The organism is Nesterenkonia sp. E16_10 (genome assembly GCF_017347085.1).
GTDB lineage: Bacteria > Actinomycetota > Actinomycetes > Actinomycetales > Micrococcaceae > Nesterenkonia.
This window is the reverse complement of sequence record NZ_JADPSA010000007.1, coordinates 21121-33641: the sequence shown is the minus strand read 5'-3', so window position 1 is coordinate 33641 and position 12521 is coordinate 21121. Positions and strand designations below refer to the sequence as shown.

The 12521-nt window shown below is 66.9% G+C and carries 14 protein-coding genes and 2 tRNA genes; 8 read left to right on the top strand and 8 right to left on the bottom strand.

Annotated elements, in window-relative coordinates; all coding sequences use genetic code 11:
• The 3 genes from I2487_RS03250 to I2487_RS03240 all read left to right on the top strand — a co-directional run.
• The coding region (locus tag I2487_RS03250; protein ID WP_207173009.1) for a PASTA domain-containing protein at positions 1-1479 on the top strand (1479 nt) is incomplete at its 5' end.
• A gap of 114 nt (positions 1480-1593) precedes the next feature.
• On the top strand, positions 1594-2907 hold the full coding sequence (locus I2487_RS03245) for a Mur ligase family protein (protein ID WP_207170256.1): 1314 nt from the start codon (positions 1594-1596) through the stop codon (positions 2905-2907).
• Positions 2907-3656 carry a type 1 glutamine amidotransferase gene (locus I2487_RS03240; protein WP_207170255.1) on the top strand — a complete coding sequence of 250 codons (750 nt, stop codon included), beginning with the start codon at positions 2907-2909 and terminating at the stop codon, positions 3654-3656. The genes I2487_RS03245 and I2487_RS03240 overlap by 1 nt, the downstream gene beginning before the upstream one ends.
• A 71-nt stretch (positions 3657-3727) precedes the next feature.
• Here the strand turns inward: I2487_RS03240 and I2487_RS03235 are convergent, their stop codons facing one another.
• Positions 3728-4024, bottom strand: a complete 297-nt coding sequence (locus I2487_RS03235) for a cell division protein CrgA (RefSeq protein ID WP_345941319.1) — start codon at positions 4022-4024, stop codon at positions 3728-3730.
• A 147-nt stretch (positions 4025-4171) separates the two neighbouring features.
• On the opposite strand from I2487_RS03235, the gene I2487_RS03230 reads away from it, so the two are divergent.
• The 3 genes from I2487_RS03230 to I2487_RS03220 are packed head-to-tail and all read left to right on the top strand — an operon-like array spanning position 4172 to position 5782.
• Positions 4172-4942 (top strand): class E sortase, encoded by a 771-nt coding sequence (locus tag I2487_RS03230; RefSeq protein WP_207170253.1) that lies wholly within the window; start codon positions 4172-4174, stop codon positions 4940-4942.
• A gap of 1 nt (position 4943) precedes the next feature.
• A complete protein-coding gene (locus I2487_RS03225) occupies positions 4944-5144 on the top strand; it encodes a hypothetical protein (protein ID WP_207170252.1) in 201 nt (66 codons plus the stop codon).
• The gene (locus tag I2487_RS03220; protein WP_207170251.1) at positions 5141-5782 is read left to right on the top strand and encodes an aminodeoxychorismate/anthranilate synthase component II; all 642 of its coding nucleotides are present in this window, start codon (positions 5141-5143) and stop codon (positions 5780-5782) included. The genes I2487_RS03225 and I2487_RS03220 overlap by 4 nt, the downstream gene beginning before the upstream one ends.
• 101 nt (positions 5783-5883) lie before the next feature.
• On the opposite strand, the gene I2487_RS03215 is transcribed toward I2487_RS03220, so the two are convergent.
• Positions 5884-6825 carry a hypothetical protein gene (locus I2487_RS03215; RefSeq protein ID WP_207170250.1) on the bottom strand — a complete coding sequence of 314 codons (942 nt, stop codon included), beginning with the start codon at positions 6823-6825 and terminating at the stop codon, positions 5884-5886.
• 135 nt (positions 6826-6960) lie between these two features.
• On the opposite strand from I2487_RS03215, the gene I2487_RS03210 reads away from it, so the two are divergent.
• Both I2487_RS03210 and I2487_RS03205 read left to right on the top strand, forming a co-directional pair.
• Positions 6961-7494 (top strand): peptidylprolyl isomerase, encoded by a 534-nt coding sequence (locus I2487_RS03210; RefSeq protein ID WP_207170249.1) that lies wholly within the window; start codon positions 6961-6963, stop codon positions 7492-7494.
• A gap of 129 nt (positions 7495-7623) precedes the next feature.
• Positions 7624-8403, top strand: a complete 780-nt coding sequence (locus I2487_RS03205; RefSeq protein WP_345941318.1) for a rhomboid family intramembrane serine protease — start codon at positions 7624-7626, stop codon at positions 8401-8403.
• 345 nt (positions 8404-8748) lie between these two features.
• Here I2487_RS03205 and I2487_RS03200 read toward each other — a convergent pair whose 3' ends face one another.
• From I2487_RS03200 to I2487_RS15305, 6 genes are all read right to left on the bottom strand, one after another.
• Positions 8749-9828 (bottom strand): CNNM domain-containing protein, encoded by a 1080-nt coding sequence (locus tag I2487_RS03200; protein WP_207170248.1) that lies wholly within the window; start codon positions 9826-9828, stop codon positions 8749-8751.
• The gene (locus I2487_RS03195) at positions 9825-11186 is read right to left on the bottom strand and encodes a CNNM domain-containing protein (protein ID WP_207170247.1); all 1362 of its coding nucleotides are present in this window, start codon (positions 11184-11186) and stop codon (positions 9825-9827) included. Before I2487_RS03195 ends, I2487_RS03200 begins: the two co-directional genes overlap by 4 nt.
• A 289-nt stretch (positions 11187-11475) precedes the next feature.
• Positions 11476-11551: transfer RNA gene (locus I2487_RS03190), tRNA-Ala, on the bottom strand.
• A gap of 19 nt (positions 11552-11570) precedes the next feature.
• Positions 11571-11684 (bottom strand): DLW-39 family protein, encoded by a 114-nt coding sequence (locus I2487_RS15310; RefSeq protein ID WP_218624164.1) that lies wholly within the window; start codon positions 11682-11684, stop codon positions 11571-11573.
• Positions 11685-11707: 23 nt separating this feature from the next.
• Positions 11708-11781: transfer RNA gene (locus I2487_RS03185), tRNA-Ile, on the bottom strand.
• Between the two features lie 95 nt (positions 11782-11876).
• Positions 11877-12521, bottom strand: coding sequence for a DUF3566 domain-containing protein (locus I2487_RS15305; RefSeq protein WP_207170246.1), 645 nt, complete (start codon positions 12519-12521; stop codon positions 11877-11879).

Genomic DNA, 12521 nt, shown 5'->3' with positions numbered 1-12521 from the left:
CTGACCAACCGTCCGCCCTTCCAGGGCGAGTCCCCGGTCTCGGTGGCCTACCAGCATGTGCGCGAGGCACCGCCGATGGTCAGGGACTTCAACCACCGGATCAGCCCGGCGATGGAATCCGTGGTCGGCAAGGCGCTGACCAAGGACCCGGCCCTGCGGTTCCAGACCGCGGAGGAGTTCGATCAAGCCATCCAGAAGGCGCTGATCGGCATCGGCGTGGACGACGAGGAGCACCCCACTGCGGCGATGGCGGCCATCGGCGGCCGGCAGGACTTCAACCAGGTCCTCGCCGCCGGCGCGGTCCCGCTGAACGGCCAGCTCTCGGCGCGCACCCCAGAGGACCCAGACTTCTATAAGGACGACGAGCAGCCTCGGCAGCGGCCGCGGCGGCGTCGCGGTGGACTCATCCTGGTCTGGGCCCTGTTGATCCTTGCCCTGGCCGGCGGCGGCACCTGGGCGCTGATGAACATGCTCGACAACCCCGAGGTGTCCATCCCCGATGTGACCGGGATGACCGAGGAGGAGGCGCGCGAGGAGCTCACCGCGCTGAACCTCAATCCCACGGTGGAGACCGAGGCCCATCCGGAGGTCGAGGCAGACCTGGCGATCCGCACGGACCCCGAGGCCGAGACCGCGGTGGACCCCGACAGCGCCGTGGTGCTCTACATCTCCACCGGCCCACAGAGCGTCCGCGTCCCGGACGGCCTGCAGGGATCCACCGAGGAGGAGGTCCGCGACGCCCTTGAGGAGGTGGGTCTCGAGGTGGGGGAGATCAGCGAGGAGAACCATCCCAGCATCGAAGAGGACCTGCTGATCAGCACCGACCCGGACGCCGGGTCCTCGGTCGAGCCGGGATCCGAGGTGAACCTGGTGCTCTCCACCGGTCTGGTGGAGATGCCTGGAGTCTTCAACCGCACTCGCGCCGAGGCGCAGTCGATCCTGGAGAACCTGGGGCTCAGCGTGAGCACGGTGGAGGATGAGCGCACCGACTACGCCGAGGACACCGTCGTGGGTCAACGGGTGGGCGGCGACTCCGTCGTCGCCGGAGACGCGATCCCCCAGGGCTCCACCGTCACGCTGGTCGTCGCGGTCGCCCCGGAGCCTGAGCCAGCGCCTGCGCCGGAAGAGGAGGAGGCTCCCGAGCCGGACACCGGCAGCGATGCCGATCGGGATTCCGAGGACGGCGACCAGGAGTCCCCCAGCCCGTCCCCCACTCCGTCTCCCAGCCCGGAGGACGAGGAGGAGAACAACGGCGACGACGAGTCCGGCGATGGGGCCACAGACGCGGAGGAGGAGGCCTCCGAAGCACCGGAGGAGTCTCCCGCGGAGGAATCTCCGGAGGCCGAAGGCGGATCCAACGGCGAGGCCGAGGAGTCCCCGGACAGCTCGGGCGAGGCCAGCGGAGACTCCGGTGACAACAATCGGAGCTCCAACGGCAACAACGGCAACGGCGACGGCGACGGCAACAACGAGGATTGAGCCGCCGTTGGGCTCCAGAAACTCCCGCATGACCAGCTCCCAGACCCGCTCGTCGAGCACCACGCGGCATCGATCTGCGCGGCACCCCAGAAATGAGATGAAATAATCAGCGCCATGTCGAGACTCTCCTCCGCACCGCGAACCCTTGGGACGACCCTGGGCTCGGCCAGCTCAGTGCTCATCGGACGTGCGGCGCGCGCCGTGACGAAGCTGCGCGGCGGCGGCGGTTCGGCCTTCCCGGGACTGGTCGTCGAGAAGCTGGACCCGAATTTCCTCGCCCGGACGCTGCACCGGCTCCCGCGTGGAGTCATCGTGGTTTCCGGGACCAACGGAAAGACCACGACCACCAAGATGGTGGTGGAGCTGCTCCAGGGACAGGGCCTGAGGGTCTTCACCAACCGCAGCGGGTCCAACTTCACCCGCGGCGTCGTCGCCTCCATCCTCGAAGACGTGAAGCTCACCGGCACCCTCGACGCCGACATCGCGGTGCTCGAGCTCGACGAGGCTCACGCGGTGCACTTCGTGAAGGCGGTCCGCCCGAACCACAGTCTGCTGCTCAACGTCATGCGCGATCAGCTGGATCGCTTCGGGGAGATCGACACCACCGCCGGGATGCTGCGCACCATCGCCGCGCACACGGTCGAGGCGGTGGTGCTCAACCGTGAGGACCCCCGGGTCCGGGCCATCGCCGAGACCCTGGACACCCAGCGGGTCGACTACTTCGGTCTCAGCGAATCCCTGCGCGGCCACTTCCCCAGTGATGACGACTTCCACTCCGGGCCCGCGGGAACGGCGGAGCACCCGCATGCCGATGTGGTCCTGGAGGAGCTCACCGAGGGCGGCGGCCGATTCACCCTCGACGGCGAGTCGGTGAGCACGTCTTTGACCGTCAACGGCGCCTACAACACCTTCAACGCTGCGGCCGCGCTGGCGGTGGTGCGCCAGGCCCTGGGTGAGACCGTGGACCCCCGGGCCCTGATCGAGTCGCTCTCGAAGGTCTCCCCCGCCTTCGGGCGAGGCGAGAGCCTCACCGTGCAGGGGCGTCCGCTGGACCTTGTGCTGGTGAAGAACCCCTCCGGGTTCCGGCTGGGGCTGAGCTCCTTCGCGGCCGAGGGCGTCGCCACGATGATCGCGATCAACGACAACTATGCCGACGGCCGGGACATGAGCTGGCTCTGGGACGTGGAGTTCGCCTCGCTCGCCGAGCAGGGCGTGCGGATGGTCTCCGGCGTCCGGGCCTATGACATGGCCCTGCGGCTGAAGTACGACGACGTCGACTTCGACGCGGTGGAGCCTGACCTCACGCTCGCGCTCACCCGCTTCCTGGATGAGAATCCCGACAGGCCGGCCCGGATCTTCTGCACCTACACCGCCATGCTCGCGCTGCGCAAGCGGCTGGGCGCCTATACCGAAGTGGAGGCCTTCTGATGGCTGAGTCCAAGCCGATCCACGTGCTCCAGCTCTATCCCCGGGATATGAACATCTATGGGGACTTCGGTAATGCGCTGGTGCTGCAGCGGCGGCTGCAGTGGCGCGGCTATGAGCCGATCCTGCACAGCTACGACCCGGAGGACGAGTTCCCGGAACAGGTCGACCTCGTCATCGGCGGCGGCGGCCAGGACAGCGGCCAGGACAAGATCCAGCAGGACCTGCTGCGGATCGGGGACCGGCTGCACACGCTGGCGCAGAGCGGCACGCCGATGCTGATGATCTGCGGGCTCTATCAGCTCTTCGGGCATTCCTTCCGCACCCGCGAGGGCCGGGAGATCAAGGGAGTGGGCATCCTCGATCTGAGGACCGAGGGCACCGATACCCGGCTGATCGGCAATGTGGTCGCCGAGTCCAAGGAGTTCGGCGAGATCCTCGGCTACGAGAACCACTCCGGTCAGACCTACCTCGGCCCGGGGGTCCAGCCTCTGGCCCGGGTCACCAAGGGTGAGGGGAACAACGCCAAGGACTCCTATGAGGGCGCGCGCTTCAAGAACATCGTGGGCAGCTATCTGCACGGCTCGCTGCTGCCGAAGAACCCCGCGATCGCGGACTTCCTGATCGCCACCGCGGTGCAGAACCGCTACGCCGAGGAGATCCAGCCGCAGATCGACCCGGCCGGCTCGGCCCAGCCGATCGATGAGCTGACCCGCAAGGCCCGCACGACGGCGACCCGCCGACCCCGCTAGGCCTTACGCTTCGCCGGCCATGACCTGGGTCCTGCCAGCCGTCCGGCGGAGGTGAGAAACGGTCGCCGAATCTACTTCCAGCGCATCGTCATGAAGAAGCCGACCATCGTGATGCCGAAGCCGATGATGACGTTCCAGCCGCCGGCCGCCTGCACCGGGGCCGCGCCCTGCGTGATGTACCAGACGATGAGCCAGAGCAGGCCCAGGATCATCAGCCCGATCATGGTCGCCCGGTACCACAGGGGCAGGGACTCATCCTCGAGGTCGAGGTCCTTGACGTTCTTGGGATCGGCGTCGTTCAGCGGAGACTTCTTGGTCTCGGTCTTGTCGCGCGTCCGGCGGTTCTTGCGGTGCTTGGACTCAGCCACGTCGGTTCGGTCCCCTCTGGATCTGGCGTGGATCCCGGTTCGGTATCCTGGTGTCACGGTCGTGCCTGCCTGAGGTCCCGGCCGTGGTCTGCGTGCCATTCTACCGTTTGCGTGTGATGCTCGCCCCACCCAGCCTTCGGAGGATTCATGTCGGGACACCGCGGCCGGGGCATCGGCGCCCGAATCCTCGGCGTCACCGGGGAGCTGCTGATCACCTTGGGCGTGCTGGGACTGCTCTTCGTGGTCTGGGAGGTCTGGTGGACCGGACTCGACGCGAACCGGGAGGCCCAGGCGATCGAGAGCGAGTTCCATACCCGGATCGAACAGCTGGACAGCGATGCCGCCCAGGGGCAGCCCTCAGAGTCCTCGGAGTCCTCGCAGGACTGTGCGCAGCTTCCCACCGGGGAGCATGCGGCATGTCCCGAGAACATGGCGGCCGTGGAGTCCGGCGCGATGGCCGTGATCTATGCACCCGCGATCGGTGCTGACTGGTCAGCGCCGGTGCGCTCCGGCGTCGATGACCAGACGCTGAACACCGGCGGGCTGGGACACTATCCGGACACCCAGCTCCCGGGTGAGGCGGGGAATTTCGCGGTGGCCGGGCACCGGCTCACCTATGGTGACGTGCTGCGCGATCAGGACCGTCTCACCCCCGGCGATGAGGTTTACGTCGAGTCGCCCGACGGTTACTACACCTATGAGGTCTATGAGACCCATGTGGTGCTGCCCCAGGACTCCGAGGTGATCCTGCCGGTCCCCGGCGAGCCGGAGGCCGAGGCTGACCGATCGCTGCTGACCCTGACCACCTGTCACCCGCTCTTCTCCAACCGCGAGCGTCTGATCACCCACGCCGAGCTGGTGGACTTCGCCCCGCTCACGGCCGAGGCTCCGGCGGCGCTGCGCCAGGGAGGGTCCTGAGATGTACGCCTGGCTCTTCCGCTCGCTCCCCGGCCCCCTGCTGGTCCAGATCCTGCTCGCCCTGAGCATCCTGGCCGGTATCGTATTTCTCCTGATGCAGTTCGTCTTCCCGTGGCTGAGCCAGTACAGCCCGCTCAATGACTCCACGCTTGAATCGCTGACCTTCCCGGCAACCAGCCGGGGCGAAGGGACCCCCACATGAGTGACACCCCCGCCCGAATCCTCGTCATCGACAACTACGACAGCTTCGTCTATACCCTGGTGGGATACCTGCGCGAGCTCGGCGCCGAGGCCACCGTGATCCGCAACGACGATCTCTCGGTCGAGGCCGCGAAGCAGCTCGCGGCCGAGCACGACGGCGTGCTGATCTCCCCCGGCCCCGGCACCCCCGGTGAGGCCGGAGTCTCCGTGGAGCTGATCCGGTGGTGCGCGGAGGCCCAGGAACCGATGCTCGGGGTCTGCCTGGGACATCAGGGGCTGGGTGAGGCCTTCGGCGCGACGGTCACCCATGCCGAGCAGCTGATGCACGGCAAGACCTCCCCGGTCACCCATACCGGGCACGTCTCCTTCGCCGGGCTGCCGGAGACCTTCGTGGCGACCCGCTACCATTCCCTGACCGTGGCCCCCGAGACCATTCCGGCCGTGCTGGAGGTGACCGCGCGCACCGAGGACGGAGTCATCATGGGACTGGCGCATCGCACGGCACCGCTGTGGGGCATGCAGTATCACCCGGAGTCGGTGCTCACCGAGGGCGGCTACCGGATGCTGGGCAACTGGCTCGAGTCCATGGGGCAGACGGGCGCGGCGGAGAAGGCCGCAACGCTGAACCCGATCCGCTGACACCACCGCGCACACCACGACACCACCGCGCACACGGGAGCGGACCTGGCATGATCGCCAGGTCCGCTCCCGTGTCGCTACGTTCTCAGTCGAGGCTCAGCTCAGGTGGCCGGCTTCGGTGAGGGAACGTTGTTGCCCTTGGCCTCATCGGCGTTCTGGGCGTTGACGTTGGTGACTCCCGAGGGGCCCGCCTTGGACTCCGGCGCACCGGAGCTCTTGGGGGCGTCGGGATTCGCCTTCGGCGCCGCGGCCGGAGTCCCCGCGACGGTGCTCGGCGCAGCCGAACCGCCCTGGGCAGCTGGCTTCGGAGCCGCTGCGGCCGGCTTGGGGGCCGAGGTCACCGGCTTGGGAGCTGCCGTGGAGGAGGCGGCGGGCCGGGTGACCGGCGCAGGCTTCTTCCACGGATCCTCCACCGGCTGGCTGGCGCGCCATGCGGCCACCCCTGCCGTCACGGCCGCGGCCACCAGTCCGAAGACCAGCAGACCCTTCTTGCGGCTGTTCGAACGCTGGGGCTTCTTCAGCGTCTTGGCAGCATCCTTGGCGTAGCGCTCGGAGCTCTTGCGCAGCTTCTTGACGATCTTCTTGTCACCGGTGGCCTTGATCAGCGCCTTCTCCACGCGAGGATCAAGCTCGGCGCGGTGGATCAGCTTCGCGGTCTTGTCCGCATAGCCGCCCAGCTTCGCCGAGGTGGCCGGGACGTACTCCGAGGTGAACTGCGTCTTGGCAGTGTCGTACTTCGCCAGGATCTTGGAGACCTCTGCCTTGGCCTGCGGAGGAAGCTTCTCGTACTGAGACGAGATGCCGCCGCCGGCGACCGAGGAGTATTCCTTGATCTTCTTGCCCGCCACCGAGGCGCTGTCATTGACCGCGGTCAATGCGCGGCCCGAGGCATCGTGCACCTTCGGGGCACCCTTGCGGTAGGTGCCTTCGGCCCAGTCTGCCGCCGCTCCCAGTTTCGGGGCGGTCCAATCGCGTGCGGACTCGACCCCCGCGAGCACCAGGTGCTCCCAGCTGTGGTTGCGCTTCTTCTTCTTGCCGAACATGCATGTCCTCCGAACTCGGATCGGTTGCTGGCTTCAGCTTACGTGGTCTCTGCGTGAGCTGCTATGGCCCTGCCGATCCCTTCATCATCCCTGCCCCTGGCACTGCACGCCACCAAGAGTGAGAGAATGGGATTCATGAGTGCTATCGCAACACATCAGGCAACTATCCGTACTTCCCAGGGCGAGATCCTCGTCGAGCTCTTCGGGAACCACGCTCCCAAGACCGTGGACAACTTCGTCGGGCTCGCCACCGGTGAGCGCGAGTGGACCCACCCGGAGTCCGGCGAGAAGATGGTCGACACCCCGCTCTACAGCGGAACCGTGTTCCATCGGATCATCTCCGACTTCATGATCCAGGGCGGGGACCCCCTCGGCCTCGGCGTCGGCGGTCCCGGCTATAAGTTCGGCGACGAGATCCACCCGGAGCTGGACTTCACCTCCGCCTATAAGCTGGCCATGGCGAACGCCGGTCCCGGCACCAACGGGTCCCAGTTCTTCATCACCTCTGTGGCCACCACCTGGCTGCAGGGCAAGCACACCATCTTCGGTGAGGTCTCCGATCCTGCCTCGCAGAAGATCGTGGATGCCCTGAACACGGTTCCCACCGATAACCGGGACCGTCCGAAGGAAGATGTCGTCATCGAGAAGATCGACATCAAGAAGCTCTGAGGATCTAGCACGATCGACGCAACATTCTGCACGAAGCACCCGGACAGGCCGGCCACCGTGGCGTGTCAACGCTGCGAGAGGCTGGCCTGTTCGGGGTGCCTGCGTGAGGCCCCGGTCGGGTTTCAATGCGTGGACTGCCTGAGCAGAGCTCAGGACGAGTTCCAACGACGCCGACCCCCCGCGCGCTCCCAGTTCGGCGCCGTGCTGCACCCGGACCGGCGCCCCGTGGTCACCTTCACGCTCATCGGGCTGTGTGTCCTGCTCTTCGGCCTGCAGCTGCTCGGCGGCACGCTCACCGGGGCGAATCCCGATCCGGTCACCGGCGCTCTCTGGTACGCCCCGGTGCAGACCTCCGCCTGGTTCTTCGAGCCCTGGCGGATGCTCACCTCCGCACTGGTGCATTCTCCGAACAATGCGATGCATCTGCTCTTCAACATGTTCGCGCTCTGGTTCATCGGCCGTGCCATCGAGCCGGCGCTCGGTGGGCTGCGCTATATCGCGCTGCTGACCCTCTCGGCTCTGGGCGGCTCGGTCGCGGTGCTCTTCCTGACCCCCGCCTGGACCCCCACGCTTGGAGCCTCCGGTGCGGTGTTCGGACTCTTCGGGGCGCTGTTCGTCCTGATGCGTGCCACCGGCTCGCAGACCGGTGGGATCCTCACCCTGATCGGGATCAACGTGGTGATCAGCTTCGTGATCCCGGGCATCTCCTGGCAGGGACACTTCGGGGGACTCGTGGTGGGCACGCTGTGCGCCCTGGTCATCTCCAAGGCTCCGACCCGAACCTCCGGCGACCGGCGCCAGGAGGCGCGCCGCCGGGCCCGCTGGCAGAGCATCGGACTGCTCGGCATCGCCGGGGTCCTGGTGCTGCTGACCGGGCTGGGCATGAACCTGGTCAATCCCTATTCGTGAATCCCCGATGCACCGCGCAGGAAACCCACATGCACCCGGCACGCACCCCGGCGGGGAACCTGCCTGGAGCGCGCCTGGGCCCTGCGGGGGCTGCCCGGCGTGATGGTCCCCAGGCTGTGCAGGACTAATCCACAGTTTTGTGCACAATGCACAGATTCCTGTGGATAGCGCTCTGACCTCGGGAATCACAGCTGTGTAACTTATGCACACTGTGGATAAACCCTGTGGAGAACTCGAGATCTGGGTCATTCCGGGAGATACAACGACGCCGGACCCACAGGCTGTGGGTCCGGCGTCGTCCTGCTGCTTCGGCAGCCTCAGAGTGAGGCGCCTGAGACGTGCGGGCTAGCGTCGAGCGGAGCTGCCCTGCGCACGGGAGTCGGCAGCGGCCTCTGACTCGCTCCACTGCTCCTCCATCGTGGGCCACATCCGCTTGAGGATGTCGTTCCAGGTGATGGCTCCGGCCGGGGCGCCCTCGGAATAGACCACCGCGAGCTGTTCCCCGGCCGCCCGCATGGTCTGGAACGCGTCATAGACCGAGGCGCCGGAGGAGACGACGAGCGCGGGTCGAGCCAGATCGCTCACCGGATGTTCCGGGCCGACCGTGAGCGTGTCCCGGACGTGGACCACCAGCGGGTTAGCCCCGGTCTCGGGGATGATCAGGATCCGCAGGTGCCCGGTGCGCTGGGCCGCAGCCTGGACATCGGCCGCGGTGGCTGTGGCCGGCACCGTCGTGGTCTCCTGTCGGGTGCGTCCCGCGATGACATCATCCACGGTGAGCGTCTCCAGGTCGATGACCCGGGAGATCTGCGAGGCCGATGCCTCATCCAGCGTCCCGGTTTGGGTGGAGTACTCCACCAGGTGTCGGATCGTGTCGGAGTCGTAGCCACCGGCTGCTGCGCGGTCCACCGGGGTGATGCCGCTGGCCGCGACCAGACGGTTGGCGATGCCGTTGATCCAGAGCAGGAGCGGGCGGAAGCCCCAGAGGACCACCTGTGCCGGGAGCGCGATGAGCTTCGCAGCCCGTTCCGGATGCGCAATGGCCCAGGACTTCGGGGCCATCTCACCGACCACCAGGTGCAGGAAGGTCATCAGGAACAGCGCCAGGGCGAAGGCGAGCACGTCTGCGGCCCACAGCGGCATGTTCCAGGACTCGAAGATCGGGGTCAGCGCGTAGTCCACGGCGGGCTTGCTCACCGCACCCAGCGCGAAGGTGCATGCGGTGATGCCCAGCTGGGCTCCGGCAAGCATCACGGTGAGCTCGTTGAGCCCGCGCAGCGCGGCCCGGGCCGAACGGCTGTGCTCGGCCTCCTCCTCCAGCCGGTGGCGGCGGGCGGCGAGCAGCGCGAACTCCAGGATCACGAAGAAGGCCGAGATGGCGATGATCGCAATGGTCGCCACGGTGGGGATCAGCCAGTCGCTCATCGTTCCTCCTCGAAGTGTTCGGTCAGTCGCAGGTGCACCGACTCGGGAACGTGGCGGTCCACGCTGAGCACCGTGATGTCGACCCAGCGCTGTGGGGGCGAGGATTCGCCGTAGTCGGCGGGATCGGCCGGGAGGTCGATGCGGACCTCCTGGCCCTGGGTGAGCAGGGACCCCTCCTGAGACATCAGCAGCCCGGAGAGCGTCTCATAGTCGCCTTCCGGGAAGTCCTGGCCGATGACGCGCTCCACCTCATCGAGATGCAGATCGCCGTCGATGCGCCAGTGGTTCTCCCCGACGTTCTCGATGCCGGCGGGCTCCTCGTCGTCGTGCTCGTCGGTGATCTCGCCGAGGATCTCCTCGGCCAGGTCCTCCATGGTGACCACACCGGTGAAGCCGCCGTACTCGTCGATGACGCAGGCCAGCTTGGCATTGGCATCGCGCAGCGCGCGCACGGCCTCGGGCAGGGGCATCAGAGTCGGGACGATCACCGGGGCGCGCATGATCTCGGTGGCTGGCGCTGCATCGGTGAACTTCGTGCCGAGCAGATCCACCAGGTGCACGACGCCGACCGGTTCGTCATGGGTGTCGACCACCGGGTAGCGGGTGTGCTCCTGCGCCATGAGGGTACGGATCTCACCCAGCGTGGTGTCCGGATGGATCAGACCGGTGCGTGATCGGGGGATCATGGCATGCTCGACATCGTGATCCGGGAAGTCCAGGATCCGATCCAGGGTCAGGTACATCTCCTCGGCGAGGTCCCCGCTCTCATGCGAGCTGGTCACGATGTGCTCAAGGTCCTTCGCCGTGGCGCTGGACTCCACATCGTGCACCGGTTCGATGCGCAGCAGCTTCAGCAGCGCGTTCGCCGAGACGTCGAAGATCCAGATCAGCCAGCCGAATGCGGCCAGATAGAACTTCGTGGAGCGTGCCAGGCCCAGCGAGAGCGGGGTCGGATTGGCGATGGCGTAGTTCTTGGGGAAGAGCTCTCCGAAGATCATCTGCACGATGGTGGAGACTGCCAGCGCGATGACGGTGCCCACCGTGATCCCGAGCGCGGCCGGGACGCCGACGCCGCCCAGCAGGGCGCCCAGGCTCTCGCCCACCAGGGGTTCGGCGACATAGCCGACGAGCAGACCGGTGACCGTGATGCCCAGCTGTGCTCCGGAGAGCATGAAGGAGGTGCGTCCGGTGACGTCGAGCGCACGTTTGGCGGATTTATTGCCTTCCGCCGCAAGCGCCCGCAGCTTATTGCGGTCCACGGACATGTAGGCGAACTCTTGGGCCACGAAGTAGCCGTTGGCGGCAATGATCACCAGGATTACCAGGATGCCCAGCAGAAGGAGCAGGATCTCGATCACCGGGTCACCACCCGGGTGTGTCCACGGCGATCAGCTGGCCCTGCATTCGCAGCACCCGCGGGACGATATCGTCGGCGGTGTGCTGCGCTTGGTAACTCGTACACCTGTGTCAGGCACCTCTTCAGTCTCTCGATTGATCTGTTAGCTCGAGACTATAGCGTACCCGCGCCAAGGAACCAGATCGCATACGGCCACCGCGAACATGGGAGCCCGCCGGGCCGTGAAACTGGCCCGTGACACGAAGAAGCTCCCCGCACCTGAGGTGTGGGGAGCTTCTCGATCTGGCCTTTGGTGGAGGCAAGGGGACTCGAACCCCTAACCCCCTGCTTGCAAAGCAGGTGCGCTACCAATTGCGCCATGCCCCCAAAGGTGTTCCTCAGGCTATCAGAGCGAATCTGTGGCCTGGGACCAGACCTGCCGGGTGTCCTCGGCGCGTCGCCACTGGCGATAGCCGAGGATTCCCGCCACGGAGAGAGCCATAAAGACGAGACGTTTCATGTTTCCCTCCTTGGAGTCCGGGGTGGGCGTAGGAGGACTTGAACCTCCGACCTCATCGTTATCAGCGATGCGCTCTAACCGCCTGAGCTATACGCCCGGACACCTTGTTTTTGATTTGCCGCCCCCGCGAGGGCGACCACTACACATTACCCTGCTCTCAGCGACCGGACCAAATCGCCGGTCCGAGAGCGCTCAGTCGTCGGTGAGCGTGACGCCGACGCCTCCCACCAGGGAGGCAGAGAGGTTGTACAGCACTGCTGCGAGCATCGAGAGCACGGTCAGCAGCACCACGTTGACCACCGCGATGATCGTGGCGAAGGCCGCGACCTGAGTGATGGTCACGAGCTCTTCGACCCGGAAGGAGCCGCCGCCGCCTTCGGTGCCGAGGATCTGGCCCAGCAGATCGTTGACCCGGTTGAAGATCCCAGAGACGTCCATGACGGTCCACAGCGTGACCGCCGCGACCACGGTCATGATGCCCAGGGCCACCGAGAGCAGGAAGCTCATCTTCAACACCGACCAGGGGTCGACCTTGGAGATCAGCAGCCGCGCCTTGCGGACCTTCGCTTTCGGCGTCGGACGCACCAAGCCGGGCTGAGGACGAGTCCCGGTGGGACGCTGCCCCTGAGCCGGACGACCTGCCGGCGCGCTGGGGCGCGCCCCGGCGGTGGGCCGGGGCGTGGCGCCGCCGGCCTGGCCCGACGCGGGACGGTCGTTCGTGGTGGCCCCGCCAGCGGCCTGGGCACGCGGACGGGGCGCGGGGAACCGGGTGGCCGGGCGCGCCGCGGAGGAGCCCGTCTGGCTCCCCGAATTACCTGCGCCGTTGCTTGCGCTCAC